This window comes from Staphylococcus pseudoxylosus, assembly GCF_044794325.1.
Taxonomy (GTDB): domain Bacteria; phylum Bacillota; class Bacilli; order Staphylococcales; family Staphylococcaceae; genus Staphylococcus; species Staphylococcus pseudoxylosus.
On sequence record NZ_CP085024.1, the window covers coordinates 2,081,426 to 2,099,517 of the forward strand.

General features: G+C 31.8%; 13 protein-coding genes. 5 read left to right on the forward strand and 8 right to left on the reverse strand.

Annotated elements, in window-relative coordinates; translation table 11 throughout:
- Positions 1-217: 217 nt before the first annotated feature.
- On the forward strand, positions 218-637 hold the full coding sequence (locus tag LG295_RS09940; protein WP_318833006.1) for a nuclear transport factor 2 family protein: 420 nt from the start codon (positions 218-220) through the stop codon (positions 635-637).
- Between the two features lie 37 nt (positions 638-674).
- The gene (locus LG295_RS09945; protein ID WP_318833007.1) at positions 675-905 is read left to right on the forward strand and encodes an SDR family NAD(P)-dependent oxidoreductase; all 231 of its coding nucleotides are present in this window, start codon (positions 675-677) and stop codon (positions 903-905) included.
- Positions 906-1,170: 265 nt separating this feature from the next.
- On the opposite strand, the gene LG295_RS09950 is transcribed toward LG295_RS09945, so the two are convergent.
- Positions 1,171-2,997 (reverse strand): acyltransferase family protein, encoded by a 1,827-nt coding sequence (locus LG295_RS09950; protein ID WP_404475816.1) that lies wholly within the window; start codon positions 2,995-2,997, stop codon positions 1,171-1,173.
- Between the two features lie 226 nt (positions 2,998-3,223).
- Positions 3,224-3,532, reverse strand: a complete 309-nt coding sequence (locus tag LG295_RS09955) for a metal-sulfur cluster assembly factor (protein ID WP_017722322.1) — start codon at positions 3,530-3,532, stop codon at positions 3,224-3,226.
- Between the two features lie 113 nt (positions 3,533-3,645).
- Between LG295_RS09955 and LG295_RS09960 the strand changes: the two genes are divergently transcribed.
- Together LG295_RS09960 and LG295_RS09965 are read left to right on the forward strand one after the other, a co-directional pair.
- A complete protein-coding gene (locus LG295_RS09960) occupies positions 3,646-4,488 on the forward strand; it encodes a Cof-type HAD-IIB family hydrolase (protein WP_107531659.1) in 843 nt (280 codons plus the stop codon).
- Positions 4,489-4,520: 32 nt separating this feature from the next.
- Positions 4,521-5,843: a CoA-disulfide reductase gene (locus LG295_RS09965; RefSeq protein WP_404475820.1), complete on the forward strand. Its 1,323-nt coding sequence runs from the start codon at positions 4,521-4,523 to the stop codon at positions 5,841-5,843.
- Between the two features lie 247 nt (positions 5,844-6,090).
- Here the strand turns inward: LG295_RS09965 and LG295_RS09970 are convergent, their stop codons facing one another.
- Positions 6,091-7,002, reverse strand: coding sequence for a 2-dehydropantoate 2-reductase N-terminal domain-containing protein (locus tag LG295_RS09970; protein WP_318833009.1), 912 nt, complete (start codon positions 7,000-7,002; stop codon positions 6,091-6,093).
- A gap of 138 nt (positions 7,003-7,140) precedes the next feature.
- Here LG295_RS09970 and LG295_RS09975 point away from each other — a divergent pair, with 138 nt between their 5' ends.
- Positions 7,141-7,662, forward strand: a complete 522-nt coding sequence (locus LG295_RS09975) for a TetR/AcrR family transcriptional regulator (RefSeq protein WP_318833010.1) — start codon at positions 7,141-7,143, stop codon at positions 7,660-7,662.
- Positions 7,663-7,812: 150 nt separating this feature from the next.
- On the opposite strand, the gene LG295_RS09980 is transcribed toward LG295_RS09975, so the two are convergent.
- From LG295_RS09980 to addB, 5 genes are all read right to left on the reverse strand, one after another.
- A complete protein-coding gene (locus LG295_RS09980) occupies positions 7,813-8,202 on the reverse strand; it encodes a YisL family protein (protein WP_107558164.1) in 390 nt (129 codons plus the stop codon).
- Between the two features lie 231 nt (positions 8,203-8,433).
- On the reverse strand, positions 8,434-9,339 hold the full coding sequence (locus LG295_RS09985; RefSeq protein ID WP_107530108.1) for a fumarylacetoacetate hydrolase family protein: 906 nt from the start codon (positions 9,337-9,339) through the stop codon (positions 8,434-8,436).
- Positions 9,340-9,730: 391 nt separating this feature from the next.
- Positions 9,731-10,867, reverse strand: coding sequence for a DUF418 domain-containing protein (locus LG295_RS09990; protein ID WP_326020453.1), 1,137 nt, complete (start codon positions 10,865-10,867; stop codon positions 9,731-9,733).
- A gap of 24 nt (positions 10,868-10,891) precedes the next feature.
- Positions 10,892-14,548, reverse strand: a complete 3,657-nt coding sequence (addA, locus tag LG295_RS09995) for a helicase-exonuclease AddAB subunit AddA (RefSeq protein ID WP_404475822.1) — start codon at positions 14,546-14,548, stop codon at positions 10,892-10,894.
- Positions 14,545-18,012 (reverse strand): helicase-exonuclease AddAB subunit AddB, encoded by a 3,468-nt coding sequence (gene addB / locus LG295_RS10000; RefSeq protein ID WP_404475825.1) that lies wholly within the window; start codon positions 18,010-18,012, stop codon positions 14,545-14,547. Before addB ends, addA begins: the two co-directional genes overlap by 4 nt.
- Positions 18,013-18,092 lie beyond the last annotated feature (80 nt).

Below are 18,092 nucleotides of genomic sequence, written 5' to 3' on the forward strand. Positions count from 1 at the left end.
AATAAAGGACGCTTTTTTATATTCTTTTCATAAGACTTGAAAGCTTACTACACCTTATATTTTGCCTGCTTAACATAGAATAAAACATACATTTATTATTAATAAATAATAAAACTCAACTAGCATTTTCGTATGGATTAACTCAATAAACACAATGACAGTTCTTAGAATTGTGTTACGATTATTGTAAATAGTCATTATAAGGGAGTGTGCTTACATGGAACAAGAAATTAAAAAACCAATACCACCTTTCAATAAGCAGACAGCGTTGGAAAAAGTAAAGATGGCTCAAGATGCATGGAATACACGAAATCCAGAAAAAGTTTGTCTTGCTTATACGGAAGACTCAAAATGGAGAAATCGTACTGAATTTTTTGAAGGACGCGAAGCAATCAAATCTTTTTTATATAGAAAATGGAATAAAGAACTTGATTATAAATTAATGAAAGAATTATGGTGTTACACAGATAATCTTATTTCTGTTCGTTTTGAATATGAATGGCGTGACGCAGAATCAAATCAATGGATGCGTACACATGGCAATGAACATTGGGAATTTAATAAAAATGGCCTCATGACTAGAAGAGATATGAGTGCAAATGATTACCCGATTAACAAAGAAGACAGAAAATATTAAAGGTTTGCTTTACGGTGTTAATTCGGTAGTTGGAAATATGGTCAATAATCAAAAAGGTCATATCGTCAATATTTGTTCCGATTCAGGATTTGAAGTTATCGAACGTTTATCTGTTTATTGTGCTACAAAATTCTCTGTGCGCGCTATTTCTATTGGTTTAGAAAAAGAACTAGCTAATACAGGTGTACGTGTAACAAATGTATCACCAGGTATGGTGGAAACGGAACTCAGTTCGAAAAGCCCTTTTGAAGAAAACAGAAAAAATTAGAACCTAAAGATATTGCTAACGCTGTATCCTATGCTATTTCTCAACCAAAACATGTTAATGTTAACGAAGTCACTGTGCGCCCCTCTTAAAATAGTTAAATTATAAAAAAACGTATGCTAAGAAAACAAGTGCTTTCTTAGCATACGTTTTTAAGTTCTAAACTTTGATTTGATTTATAATATCATTGACATTTACATGAAATCTTTTTTCTACAATTTTAGATTTTAATAGAAACAAAAACTCAAACATTATTATGTTGTTTAGTCTATTGAGATTTTTTGGTAATATGTTTTAATATTTCATCCGTTAATGCTTTTACACCTTTTGCTTCTAAATGTATACCATCTGGTGCAAAATATTCTGTATGGCCTTCTGAACGTTTATACCAGTCAATTAGAGTAACATTACCATGTTTTTTGGCAGCATTCGCTATCAATTCATTAACGTGACTTTCATAACTTCTAGGTACTCGTGTATTTACTAAATACACTTGCGCTTCACCGAATTTTTTAATTAATTCATTTAATTGTTCTTCGGAAAAGTCTCCATTTGTTCCCAATTCTAAGATAACTTGATCTGATTTTTGATTATAATTTTGATATTTTTGATCCACTAATGGTATGGCTTCATATAAATTCCTACCAACTTGGCCATCAATATTAGCATGAGGTACTTGCGTTTTAAAGGTTTCTCCAATATCAACCATTACAGAATCTCCAATTAGTAATGGTTTTAAATCTGCATATACTTCATTATCTTTATCTTTTTTAAAGTCAGAGTCACCTAAGAAGTTAACGTCATTCACCGGAATGGGTCTGACTAAATATTTATCTATGTCATCCGTATTGTATGACGTTGCTTTATCGTTTATATCATTTTTTCCTAGTTTGTCAAAGCTCCCTGCAAAGACAAATATTGTAGGTAATAAAAATAGCATTAACACGATTAATCTAATTACTGCCTGTTTATTTACACGTGAGATACTAAATACTTGCACCCCCCGTTTTCTAAACGGCGTCTCTATATAACGATAAGACATTTCTGACAAAACAATAGTTAAAATAATATCAGCAACATAAACGTAAACAGGTAATTGCCCATCTACATAATATGAATGTATGAAGCTAATTACAGGGAAATGCCATAAATATAAACTATAAGAACGTTTCCCTATGTATATAAAAAACGGGTTACCTAATATTTTAGCAAAATAGCCGGAAGGGTGTACTGCACTCATAATTACAAATAACGTCAATCCTGAAATTAAATAAAAACCACCATTATATATCCAATTACTATCATCGTTCACTATAAAGAACAGCATTAACAATAGTACAATTCCAACAAAGCCTATACTATCAATGATAGTTCTCAATATATGGTTTGGATTTTTCTTTAATTTAAACGGCGGCCAAACAAAAGCGAAGATTACACCTAATAACATAGTCTGTAATCGTGTGTCAGTACCAAAGTAAACACGTGAATGACCAGTTTGTGCTTGGCCAATAATAATCATTGTTAATAAAGAAACTAATGAGACTATCCAAAGTACTAAAGTTACATTTCGATATTTCTTTATTGTGAGCAGTAATAAAATAAAGACGATAGGAAAAATAATATAGAATTGTTCTTCAATTGCAAGTGACCATAAATGTTTTAGCGGCATAAAAGCAAACTGTTCGAAATAATTGACATCTGTTGCAATGTACCACCAATTAGACACATAAAAAATAGCTGCAAAGGCATCTTGTTTAATATTTAGAATTTCAGCAGGTTTAAATATTAAAGTTGCTACCGTTACAACCATCACAAGTACCAACATGGCTGGAATTAATCTTTTAATTCGCCTTAACCAAAATTGTTTTAAATTAATAATACCTGTGGACTCATATTCAAAAAGTAATAAGCTAGTTATCAAATACCCGGAAATCACAAAGAATGTATCTACACCTAAAAAGCCACCAGTCAGCCACTGTTTGTTTAAATGATAGATTATAATACCTATGACTGCGATTGCTCGCAATCCATCTAAACCCGGCATATAGCGCGTACTATACTTTAACTGCTTATGCTTATTTAAATTATTGTTCATTTCTATTCATTCTTTCATCCCCAAAATAAAATATTTTACTATTATTTCTTATTATTCACTCAATCATTGTAATACTTCTGTAATACAACTGCAATTATTTTAATGAATTGCACTATAGAAAAAATATGTTTTTAAATACCCTGAATTTTAAGAATATTAGCTAAAAAAATAGCCCAATGTACATTAAGTACATTAGACTATTTTATAATTACTATTTTAATTTTGCTTAACCGATACCTAAAGCGATTTTAGCATAACGAGACATCATTTCTTTGCCCCATGGTGGACTCCAAACAATATTTACTTCTGTATCTGAAATCTCTGGAATTTCTGCTAATACCATTTTAACTTGGTTTACAATTTGAGGTCCCATTGGACAACCCATAGATGTCAATGTCATTTCTACAGTACATAAACCTTCGTCATCTACATCTACATTATATATTAAACCTAAGTTTACGATATCGATACCTAACTCAGGGTCAATAACCATTTCTAAAGCATTCAATATGCTATCTTTTAATCCTTCATCCATACATTTCACCTCTTCGTAATTAATCATACTAACAATATATCAAATATCTTACAAAACGCCAATAAAATGCTATGATATTCATACGTCAATTATTAAACATTAAGGAGAATTCAATGGAACCTTATTTAATTTGTCTAGATTTAGACGGAACACTTTTAAATGATGAAAAAGAAATCACATCTTATACAAAAGAAGTATTAACTCAATTACAAAAACAAGGACATAAATTAATGATTGCCACTGGTAGACCATATAGAGCTAGCCAAATTTATTACCATGAATTGAATATGGATACGCCAGTTGTGAACTTTAATGGTGCATTCGTACATCATCCCAAAGATGATCAATTTGAAATAAAACATGATGTATTAGATTTAGATTTATCTAAAAATATAATAAAAAGTTTAAATGATTATGGTGTATCTAATATCATTGCAGAAGTCAAAGACTACGTGTTTATTAATAACTATGACCAAAGATTATTCGATGGATTTTCAATGGGCAATCCAAAAGTAGAAACTGGAGATTTACTCACTTCATTAACTGAATCCCCTACATCTATTTTAGTTGAAGCAGAAGAATTCATGATTCCTAGAGTCAAACAAATGTTAACACGCTTTTACGCAGAAAACATAGAACACCGTAGATGGGGATCACCATTTCCAGTCATTGAAATTGTTAAACAAGGAATTAGTAAGGCGCGTGGTATAGATTACGTAAAAACTCATTTAGGTATCGACAGAAATCATATCATCGCGTTCGGTGATGAAGATAATGATTTAGAAATGATTAAATATGCTAAATACGGTATTGCCATGGACAATGGCTTGGACGAACTTAAACACGTTGCAAACCAAGTTACATATTCTAATAATGAAGATGGTATTGGACGATATTTAAATGATTATTTCCAATTAAATATGCCTTATGAAGAAACTATAAAATCTCAAATTTAATTTGCGATTTTAATTTGAGGAGGCCATTCAGTATGAATAAAATTGTAGTCGTTGGTGCAGTTGCTGGAGGCGCAACTGTAGCTAGTCAAATAAGAAGATTGGATCAAGAAAGCGAAATTGTTGTTTTTGAAAAAGATCGTGACATGAGTTTTGCTAACTGTGCGTTACCTTACTATTTAGGCAATGTCGTTGATTCACGCGACAAAGTACTTGAAGCAACACCAGAAGCTTTTTATGATTCTAAAAATATAATAGTAAAAACGTATCATGAAGTGACATCTATAAATGATGATTCACAAACAATTACTGTCTATGATCACGTGCATGATACTTCGTTTGAAGAACACTACGATACTTTAATATTAAGTCCTGGATGTAGTGCAAATTCGTTGAACTTGAATAGTCCTATAGCATTTACTTTAAGAAATATGGAAGATACAGATGCAATTGAGACTTTTATTGAACAACAAAATGTAAAAAAAGCACTTGTTGTAGGTACAGGTTATATAGGATTAGAAATTTTAGACAACCTTTATGAACGTGGTATCACGCCTACGCTAATCCATCGCTCAACTCACATTAACAAATTGATGGATCAAGATATGAACCAAGCTATTATTGATGAAATGGATAAACGTCATATCGCTTATCGCTTTAATGAAGAAATAACAAAAGTAGATGGTAACAAAGTATGTTTCTCCTCTGGTAAAGTAGAAACATTTGATTTAATTATTGAAGGTGTCGGTGTAAAACCAAACTCAGGTTTTATCCAATCATCGAATATCACTTTAGATGACAAAGGTTATATCCCTGTGAATGACCAATTTCAGACTAATATACCAAATATATATGCGCTTGGCGATATCATAACATCACATTATAGACACGTTGACTTAAGTGCACACGTGCCCCTAGCATGGGGAGCACATCGTGGTGCAAGTATCATTGCTGAACAATTGGCTGGTAATCCTAAAGTGAAATTCAAAGGATTTTTAGGTTCAAATATCGTAAAATTCTTCGATTTTACCTTTGCTAGTGTAGGCTTATCGCCACAAGAATTAAAACATTTTGATTATGGCATCGTTGAAGTTAATCAAGGTGAACATGCGGGATATTACCCTGGAAATAAAAAATTACACTTACGTGTTTATTTTGATAAATCTAACAGACGTATTATTCGTGCTGCTGCAGTTGGAGAAAAAGGTGTAGACAAACGTATCGATGTCTTATCGATGGCAATGATGCAAAAATTAACAATTGATGAACTGACAGAATTTGAAGTTGCTTATGCACCACCATATAGCAGACCTAAAGATATCATTAATATGATAGGTTATAAAGCTCGAAGTAAATAAAAAATTCAACTTTATTTTACTAACATAAAAAACAAAAAACGATGATTTTTAGCCACATACTGACTAGAAATCATCGTTTTTTATTGGTAATTTAACTTTTAGGCTTGCTATAAAGCAGAATAATTCTAAAAAGTGGATCTCTTTTTATAGAAATTTCCGTATTAACTTAACTACACTTTTAACAACTATACTTATGGATAATCTTCTTATTTATATCAAAAGAAATTGATTATAATACAATTAAACTTTATGATCTTAATTCTATAATCATTTCATCTAAATAATTTGTTGTTAACGCTGTTTGTTTATTTAACAATTTTATGTCTTTGTATAAAGCATTAACTTCTGAATTTGAACCTTGAATTTGATTCATTATTTTGATATTAATAATTAATTTTAACAGTGGATAAGCAAGCCATTTAAAATTCTTAAAAAGCGTCGACTGTAATTTTGGGACAATGTTATAGTTACTATGTTCAATTAGTGAATGTAATTCATTATATGACTTAATCATATTACTAAGAAGTTGTTTTTGATTATCTTTATATTTATTTTTCAACGATATCCCTGCATTTAGAGGTATTATCATTGCGGCATGTGACATTAACCAATCTTCGAACCTTGTTTCGTAAGTTAATTTAATAGATGAATTTTTAAAAATTGCATCAAGTTTATTATGGAATGGTATTACTCCATTAAGATGGCTTACTTTTAATTCCCCTGCATTAAATCGAATAACAGTTGTTGCACTATCCCCTCTATTTCCTCCAGTCATTAAAAAACCAAAAGATATATTTTTATGTGTGATTGATTGTCGAAGTACTGTTTGACGAAGCTTATGAGGATCGGTGTTATTACCTATAAAAATAATATTGGTACTTATATTTTGAGCTAATGAAGGTACAACTGAGTAAAAATCTGAATACTTCATTGTTACAAAGATAATATCGTAGTTATCATGCTTATCTAAATTACTTACATAATTAAAGTGATCCGTAGTTCTTTTATTTTGTAAATAATGATTCAATACAACACCACTGTTATTTAAGCGTTTATAATTTTGACCTCTAGCTAATAATGTTATGTTATTTTCAGGTTGATTTAATACATGTGCCAAATATTGCCCTTGTACTCCAGCGCCATAAATAAGCATATTCATATGCGTCCTCCTTTTTTAATGAACATTTGTTCATTAACTTGAACTTATCATTATAAAAAGTTAAACTCAATAAACAAAATAAGTATATTGATGCTTATTGTACAGATTTCAAAAATCGTTGATAAATGAGGTATCTTTATGGATAAAAGAAAAGAAAAATCACGTCAACTTATTATCGAAAATTTTATAATGCTAATGCAAAAAAAGGACATTGCTAAAATATCTATGAAAGATATCGCCGAAGTTTCCAATATCAATAGAGGAACGATTTACTTAAACTTTTTAGATAAATACGACATACTTAATCAATCATTAGATTTTATCTTAGCTGAAGCAATTGAAAAATGCGAAAGTACGATGAATCTTCAACAAGATGGTAAGGCAAATATGCGTGAAATACTCATAGCTATAGATAAACAATATTTTATCTTAAAACAATTAATACAAAAATCTGATTTAAATATATTAAGACAAACACTTTCTGAAAAATTTATGAAAAACATAAAGCAAAAAGATAATGAAATAGCGTTACAATTTTTAGGTTCGGCAATAGTAGGTGTTATTATATGGTGGATATCCTACTCTAGACACTGTTCTATTGATGAGTTAAGTAATGAACTATGGCATCTGTTAGAGCCACATATTGATACATTTCTATAGATTAAATGAAAAAAATTCAGCGCAATCTTAATACACTATGTTAACGTTTGTTGTCTCACACTATAATACCTTTTAGTTTAAATATATTTATCTACCGACAAAACAACAAAAGAGGCTATGACAATGAAGTCGTAGCCTCTTTTATATAACTTACAAACCAAACATTTGGGTAATTGGCCCCATCGGTAAAATAACACCAATAATGATAGTCAAGATGATAACTACAATAGTAGTCCATAATAAACTATGACTTGGTTGACCTTTTTTACGTTTAGTAATTGTCACTTCCATCAATGCAACAACTGCTACGCCGCAAATCATTTTCAATGTTAGTAACATATGTCCACCTGCGTTATCAGATGAGAATGATTGAATCCAAACCCAAAAACCTGAAATTAACACAAGTAACATAAATAATCTTAAAACCATATGAATTGGTTTGAAATAAGGTGAAGCACCTTGTTTTTCAGAAAAGTTAAAGTAAGCTGCAAAGAATAAAATAATTAATAATACCCAACTTGCTATATGCATATGTAACATATAATATAACCCCCACACATTTTTCACTTCAAAAGTATATAAAACAGAAGTATATTGTAGTCTTTTAATTATAAAATTAAAAGATTACTTACCCTATCATACTTAAAATCACTTCATTTTTCAAAAAGAATTCTATATTACTCTATTAAAGATAAAGTAAAAAGAGCGGGATACAAATCAAAATTTTAAATTTGATACGTATACCCGCCCTCTATATTATCTTAATAATTTTTATTTATCAGCAATAAAATTAGTTAATGTACCAATGTTATCGATAGTAACTTTAATCTCATCACCTGGTTGTAAAAATTTAGGTGGATTCATACCTGCGCCCACGCCTGCTGGTGTGCCAGTAGCAATAATATCACCTGGATGTAGTGCCACAAATTTAGAAATTTCTTCTATCAATTCATCTATTTTAAGAATCATTTGACCTGTATTACCATCTTGACGGATTTCATTATTTACTTTCGTAACAATGTTCACATCTTCTGGTGTAGGTAATTCATCTTTTGTCACAATATAAGGACCTATTGGGCAACCACCAGTTAAACTTTTAGATAAGAATGCTTGGTCTTGTTCATTTTGAGCTTTACGGTCTGTAATATCATTGATAATAGTATAACCATATACGTAATCTAGCGCTAAACCTTTAGGAATTTTTTCACCTGATTTACCGATTACAATACCAAGTTCACCTTCGTAATCTAATTGTTCAGTAATATCTTTATGGTTAGGTATCGTGCTATTATCACCAGTTAATGACGAAGCAGCTTTTGTAAACACATATAATCGCTGAACTTCATGATTTAGCTCACTAGCATGATCCTGATAATTACGTCCAAAGGCAATCACATTATTTGTTGGCGTGACTGGCGGTAAAAACTCTATTTCGCTAAATTGTACTTTATAGTCGTCGCCTTTGCCACTATCTTCTGCTGCAACAACAGCTTTACGAACTTGTTCTTGAAAATCGACAACTTGGTTTTGTTGGAGTCCGTTTAATAATGTTTTCGGGTGGAATTCGCCTTCAGCAAAATCTGCAAAAACTTTTTTTAAGTCCCATGCAGCCTCTTCACGTTTAACTTTCACACCATAAGATGTCTGTCCTTCATGTCTGAATGATAGGAATTTCATTCAATATCAGCTCCTCATCTATATCTTATTACATATTATAACTATATTTACCCATAAATAACAAATAAATAACTAGCGCTTACAAAAATTCTCCTGAACTTAATGAAAACGCATTTTTTCATGTTGTATGTCTGATTTGATTACAACTTCAACTTATTATTTGTCCTTTGAAACATTAAAAACAGTTTTAAAGTTTAAAAATGAGAGTAGAACGGCAATCTACTTTATTTAAAAAATTTGCCATCCTATCTCTACAAAGATAACTAGTTGTCATAAAGATAAAAGCTATGCATGAGCCGCCTCTCACCTATAACTCCCACTAACATATTTCACATTAATGATGTTCTATACTCATTTAATAATTTTTACAATTCATTCGCATTATCTAAATTCATTTAAGATATGTGATCTTACGCCACAGCCATTCAAATGGTCCCATTTTAAAATGTTTTAAATAATAGTAACAGCCTATGAGTTGTAAAACATAAACAAATAATGCAATGATATAGGATTGATATAATGACAGTTGGTTATATAAACCGAAGCCTATACCTAAAAATATAATCGACATCACAATGCTTTGAGTTAAGTATACGGTCAAGCTTAATTTACCTGGATAAGTAAATACCTTAAGTAATTGTCTAGCACGTGTCCTTTGATACATAGCAATAAAAATTAATATATAGCCTGCAGCAACAATTGGACCACCAACAATGTTGATATACTGGTATGCACTATTTGAAAAATCAAGTGCAAAAGGTATTTTGATAATATAACCTATAATAAGGCATAATATCCCCCATTTAATTGCACTTTGTCTTTGCAGTTGGATGTGCTTAACTAATTTTAATTTTTGTGCAGCCATTCCTAAAAAAATATATGGTAAAAATTCTAAATAAGCCGACCCCGTGACAACATCTAATATATTATATAAATTTTCAAACGCATTTATTTTCAGAAAATCTATATACCCTCCTTGTTGTTTGATTTCTATCAATTTAGTCAAACTTACACCACTAAAATTATGCCGAGCATAAGGGTCATTTACAAAAGAAAACACTGCAAACGGTATAACTAACAATATGATTTTCAAGATAAATAAAATGATTGCCGACTTTATTAAACGCTTTGCTTTAGATTTAATAAATAACACCGCTATTATACCTGTAAATGCATACCCAAATAAGATATCTCCTGAAAACACAAAAAATCCATGTAACACACCCATCAACATAAGAAAAATTAACCTTCTCAATATGATTGGATAATAGTTAATGCGTTTCATCTGGCTATTGTCATACATAATACTTAAACCATAACCAAATAAGAACGTAAAAATAGGATAAAATGAACCTATAACAAGCAAGGTAATGATGTGTAATAAAATAGCGTCAGTTCCCTGCACCACATCAGACAATAAGCTTTCCTCATATGGAAAACTAAAAACTAATATATTCATTAAAATAATACCGAGCAAACTCAATCCTCGTAATGCATCAATTTCATATAATCTTTGCTGTGATGACACAACATGCACTCCTTATTATTTGTTTTATTCATCGATAGAAAGTTGTCCAAATTTAAAGAAATATAAATAACCTTTAACATTTGTATTCAATATAGTTTCTAAAGTGTTTCGATAATATTCCATTTGTACCTTATAACGTTCTCTTAACTGCGCCCCTATTGCTTCATCTGACATATTGCGACGTCTATTAAAGGCATCTGTCTTATAATCGACGAAGTAATATTGGCCATCCTTCTCAAATATAAGATCAATCATCCCTTGAATAATAGAAGCATCTTCTTCCATATTTTCAATACGGTCTACTTTAGCTTGATTGACAACAAATGGTAACTCACGATATATACGTTCACTCATAGCAATCGTTGAATATAATTCACTTTCAATAAACTGATAAATATCTTCATATCGGATATCCTTTTTAGCATCTTCATCAATAATATGCTTGTCTATTAACTGATTGATAAGTACATCCACATCACTATGAGACAGCCCTTCCTTTTTAAACGGTAAATGTTGCATTACCGTATGCATAAGCGTACCAATTTCATTTGCTTTTCGTTTCGTAGTATGGCTTAAAAATTTCGGTCTTTCATATGAAGCTGAGCCAATTCGATATTGTCTAACTCTATCGTAGTTAGTATCAGCTTGTTCTGTTTCAAGTTGTCGTTTCAGTTCTGATACGGATTGTTTTGATGGCTTTTCAATAGCTACTTGATGTGGGTATTTGAAACTTAATTGTTGATGAATCCGCGACTTAAGCTCATCATTACCAGTCTGAGCCGACTGTATATCTACTAGCGTACGTTGTTCACTTTCAGCTATAACGATTTCTGACGCAATATCTTTATAAAAATCTGTTTTTAACTGTACAAAAGGCATCATTGAGTCATCGATGTCATTGATTGTTGTTTCAAAACGTAATTCTTTTGGCAGTGACGTAGATTGATATTTAGCTAATATTGGATAAATCATATCAATCGGGCGTTGTGCGGTTAAACGATAGCTCACAGGTAAGTGCGTCTGCGACACTGAAACCTGTTCAAATTGAGTTAGTTCTTTTTCGTCTTTTACACGGCCTATTAAAAATAATTGTTCTTTAGCGCGTGTCAATGCAACGTAAATTAACCTCATTTCTTCTGAAATCATTTCTTTTTCGGCTATCGCTTTATACGTAACAGATGATAATGATGGATAAGACAAGCGACTATCAATATCATAATATGTCATACCCAAACCATAGCTTTGATTTAAAATAACTGGTCTGTGCAAATCATCTCTTCTAAATCGTCTTGATAACCCAGAGTAAATCACGAATGGAAATTCTAACCCTTTACTACTATGAATTGTCATCATTCGCACAACGTCATCATTCGGGCCAACAATATTTTCTTCACCAAAGTCCTTACCTCGTTCTATCAATTCATCTATAAAACGAATAAATTGATATAAGCCACGGAAACTAGAATTTTCAAATTCTACCGCTTTATTGAACAGTCCATATAAATTTGCGCGTCTACCTTTACCACCAATGATGCCACTAAAATATTGAATGACATAATGGTCATTATAAAACTTATCAATTAATTGATAGACAGGGTGACTTTGGCTATAGCGTTGATACATTTCTATATCTTTCAAGAAATATTCGAGTTTAGTGACTAATTTTTTATTAGCAGCGTCATTGGCTATATAATGCTGTATCGATTGATAAAAATAATCATCATTTGGACTAAACACCCTGATATTTGATAACTCATCCTCAGTAAACTGATAAATTACAGAACGCATAAGCCCAACTAAATAAATATCTTGTAATGGATTATCTACCGTTCTTAAGAAAGATAATATGAGTTGAACTTCAGTCTGTTCAAAGTACCCCTCTTTACTATTTACATGAAATGGAATGTTATGATCTTTAAACGCTTGTTGTATCTTACGTGCTTGCCCATAGGAACGCTCTAAAATGACAATATCTTTATAACTTGGTTTACGATACTGCTCAGTTTTCATATCATAAATCTCATGTTCCGACATTATCTTTTCCACTTGTTGGACAATATATTCTGCTTCTTGTTCTGAACCATTCAAGTCCGAAGAAGCATCTTCCACTAACATGTTCAACTGGACATTATGTGGCTCATTATCGAAAGGAGCACCGTAATAAAGTTGGGCAGCATCATCATAGTCAATTTCTCCAACCGCTTCATCCATCATATGCTTAAATAAATAGTTCGTTGTAGTCAAAACTTCTTTTCTAGAACGGAAATTTTGTGATAAATCAATACGCATACCATTCTCTGAACCATCTAATGTAAAACGGTTATACTTCCCTATAAATAAACTGGGATCAGCTTGTCTAAATTTATAAATAGATTGTTTTACGTCACCTACCATAAATAAATTCCCATCTGCCTCACTTCCCCGTTTAATACATGCAATAATTTGCTCTTGTACACGGTTGGTATCTTGGTATTCATCGACAAGTATTTCTTCAAACTGTTTACAATACATATCAGCAATATCTGATGGTGTGCCATCTTCATTCATCAATACGCGCAATGCAAAATGTTCATAATCTGAAAAATCAAGTAAGTTTCTACTGCGTTTCTTCTGATTAAATAAATCAATTACATCCCCTGTTACTTGTGCTAAATATGCTACTCTAGGCGCTAAGCGCTGCATATCCATTTTTAAATCTTCAGCATTACGTGAAAAATAATCTTCTTGTACCTTAGTTACCAACGCTTTATATTGATCGTAATGTTTTTTACCATCATCGTATGCATCTAACATCATTTCATTGGCTTCTTTTATTTTTTTATTCTTAGCTGGAAAACGTGCTTCAAACTGGTGTTCTGCAATAACTTGTGTGTTTAATATGCCGCCTTCCATTGCTTGAGCAATAAAACGACGTTCTTTTTCTAACACTTCAACTTGTTTATCTACTTCTTCAAGCATCATGAACAAATCATAACTTTTATTCAAAGCTTCCAATGCAGAATTCATAAAAATCATAGCTAAATCATTTAATAGTTTTAGTAAATCAGCTTGTTTCGTAATATCATCGTATGGCGCTGATAGCTGATCCAACCAAGCCGATGGATTTGGATTCGCCACACTAAAATAAAACATTTCTTTAACGGTGTTTCGTAGCTGATTGTCATTCCGATCTGAAGATAGTTGTTCCGTTAAATCAATGAAATTAGGATCAAGTTGGTCGTAATGTTTTTCTAACACTTCATCTATTGTCTGTTCAAGTAGCAATATATTTTCAGCTTCACTACTTGTTCTAAAGTTAGGATCAATATCTAGCACATCATAGTGATGTTGAATTAATTTCAAACAAAAGCTATGTAACGTAGATATTTGTGCTTGATGTATCTTCACACGCTGATTCTTTAAATGTGTGTTATTTGGGTCTTCATTCGAAGCTTCTTGAATCCTTTGGTCTACACGGTGTTTCATTTCTCTTGCACTTGCATTCGTAAAAGTAACAACAAGCAGTTTATCTACATCAATTTCATCTTTAATAATACGTTGTATAATGCGTTCTACAAGTACGGCAGTCTTTCCAGAACCTGCGGCAGCAGCAACAAGTATATCCTGACCTTTGGCATAAATACTCTTCCATTGGTTATCTGTCCATCTCGTATCCCCAGGTTTCACTGGTATTTGACTCATTCACCATCATCCTCACTTTCTAAAACTACATTTTGTACCGCTTCTAATGGATCAATAGATTCGTCAACTGTACGATAACGTTTACTATCTATCATACCGTCTACATGACAGACTGATTTATAGCTACAAAAATCACACGGTAATGTCTGATTGTATTTCATTGGTGCCACTTCTGTATGTCCATCCATGATATTTGATGCTGTTTCAATAAAGTTTTGTTTATTATGATGAATTAATTTATAAATGGTATCCTCATCTGCCACCTTACTATTACTTTTAATACCACCATCTTTCTTTAACCCTAAAGGTACAATATCAGAATTATAACTTGGCTCCAGTCTAGTATCAAAAGCATCTAATACTGATTCATCACTATTTAGTAAGCCGCTCAACTTGAAGGATTGGATGAATTCAGAGTCTCTTTTTTCTTCCGACAATTGATTCCATGCAAGTTTAATGCGCGGTTCATGTACATGGAAGTATAATAGCCCACCAGGCTTAGTTAGCTCTGTTAATCCTAAACGTGATTTATTTTGAAGTACAATATCCATATATGTCATCATTTGCATTTGCATACCGTAATAAACTTTTGTTAAATCCAACGTACCGCTATATTTAGATGACTTGTAATCTATAATATTTACAAAACTCTCTTCCCCTTTTTTATACGTATCTATTCTATCGATTTGTCCACGTATATTTATAGGAATACCTTGTTTTGTATGTAACGATTCAGCTAATAACTCACTATTATCTCTTGGTTTTCTTCTAAAACCAGCTTCAAACCGTTGTGGCGTAAATTTAGTATAGTTACCCTGATATTTTAATGCTGTTAAAGTCGTTTCTACAATGGCACCAATACGTTGTGATAAATAACGGTAATAAGCCGTTGAATTTAGTAAGTTAAATTGGACTTCAGGTAATATTTCACTTAAAGCTTCAACTGTGAGCTTATGAATTTTTTGTTGGTTTAGATTCTTAAAATCACCGTTCACTTTTTCTGAGATAAATTTCAATACTTGATGGAAGATATCTCCTAGATCAAAGTTTTCCAACTTGTATTTTGTACGTTCATTTAAACGTAAGCCATGTGATGCAAAGTGTTTAAATGGACAAGCTTGATAGCCTTCAAATCTAGAAACACTTGCATTAATTGTAGAACCATACAATTCTTTAGATAATGATTCACTTAATTGAACCGTTTCATTATCGTAAGTTAAGGCAGTTAATAAATAATCTAAACCATCATTTAAACTTTCATCGTCTCGCATCACTTGATACGTATCTAACCAAGTTTCCGCAACAATTTCATCATCTAACCACGCTTTTAACGATTCAAATAAAGCAATTTTAGTTTGATGTGGGTGTTCCATTAAAGTAAGTGGTTGAGCTTGATGTTGATGATGTATATTTTGAACTTCTAAATTTGTAAATAATTGTTGAATTTGACTTAAAAATGGACTTGGTTCTTTTTGATCACCACTAGACCCCATAAGTGAATATGAAAATGTAACTTGTTTACAACTACGTGTCATTGCAATATAACATACAAATGCTTCATCCATTTGCAGTATATCTGCCGTAGGACTTAATTCTATAGAGGATTGTTCTTGGAAATATTTCTTTTCGTCATCCGTAATTAAACTTGAAGATGAAACAGTTTGTGGTATAACACCATCATTCGCTCCTACTAAATATACGTGTTGTTTATTATCTACTTTTGCTAAATCCATAGTACCAATACTCACCTGATCAAGCGTTTGAGGAATCATTACAAATTCTAACTGTTCTAAGCCAATATCAAACAATTCTAGAAAACGCGATTTAGACATTGTTTGCTCACCAAACACTGTAACTAAGTCATCCAACGTTTGAATAAAGCCATGCCATATCTGGTCAATTTCCTCAGCCGCTCTATGTTGACCGTTAAAATCTAACGTATCACGTTCAGTCATTAATTGGCTCGGTAAGTCGAATGCTTCCATCGATTCGTAGAAAGCAGTGGCAAATTCAATAGCTGTAGTTGCACGATTCATATTTTCTTCAAATAACATCACTTTATTGATAACATCTGTTTTCATTTGAATAACACGCTCAAAGGTCTCACGTTCTTCATCTGATAATTGTTGACGTTTTAGCCCCATTTTTCTAAATTGCTCAATATCAAAATATTTTTCATCCAACCAGCGTTTACCGTAAATACCACGTTCTAGAACGAAATTCTCTAATATATCTATCAAATAATTACTATCTTTAAATTTCTTCGATAGTATATCTGTTTTAAAAAGTCGCATCAGTGGATCAAAATTCCAATTAGTTTGTATTACTTCAATAAGTGATCTTATCATTTCCATTATAGGATGATGTGTCATTGACGGCTTCACATCGATATTATATGGTATGCCAAATTGTGGCAAAATTGATTCCATGAGATAGGCATAGGCTTCATCTCTATATAAAATTGCTATATCTTGATATCTATAGCCTTTCTCACGTGTTTCTCTTAAAATACGACGAGCAACTTCATTTATTTCTTCTCTCATCCCACTTGCTTCTAAAATTGCTATATCGCCATTTGCAACTGTGGGCTCAAATTGTAATGCATTAAAATTACGTTCTAAATTGGCTAGATCAGAATTAGCAAAGCGATATACTTCATCAAAACGTTTCGTATGTAATTGTACATTGAGATCGTTTGCAATTTCTTCTATGTGTGACAGTGATTCCGAAGGTTTTCTAAATAAACTAAACATATCTTTATCGCCGTCAGTTGTTAATACCACTGTAACTTTTTTAGCACATTTAACTAAACTACGAATGATTTGATACTCTAGTGTCGAGAAGTTATGGAAGCCATCAATATAAATTTCCGCTCGCTTTAACCATTCAGATTGATCCATCATCGTAATGAATCTTTGTAAACTATCTTCTGTGGATACATATGTCCCGTCAATTCTATCTTCTAAATGTTTATAAACCAGTGCAATATCTTGTAATTTATGCTTTGTTCTTGTTTGCAAGTCATTTTCTGAAATATAATCACTTAATTGTTGTGGAGTTACTGCATATTTTTTAAAATCTTGTATTTGTTCATAAAGTTTTTCACTAAATCCATAATATTTAACTTGAGAGCGATATAGTTTCAATTCTGATTGATGTTGTTGTATGATGTCATAAATCATCATTTCAGTGCCTGCTTTAGATAATTGTTGTTCTATCAAACCACCGACTTCTTGAAACACACGATAACTTAATCGTTCAAAGTGTAAAACTTCGGTTCTCATACTACCATTTAATGATTTATCACTTACGAATGATTGTTCAAGCTGGAAAGTGTTTTGTGTAGGCGCAATTAAAACAACAGGATCGCCTAATGGATCTTCTCGCATTTTTGTTTTAATTTCTTCAATTATTGTTTTCGATTTCCCTGTGCCTGCTCTGCCAATATAAGCATTTAATTCCATGATTTACGCCAACTCCTTTGACTCACATTTTAACATATATATGGTTGTGTATAACTATTCTTATACCTTGAATGTCGAAT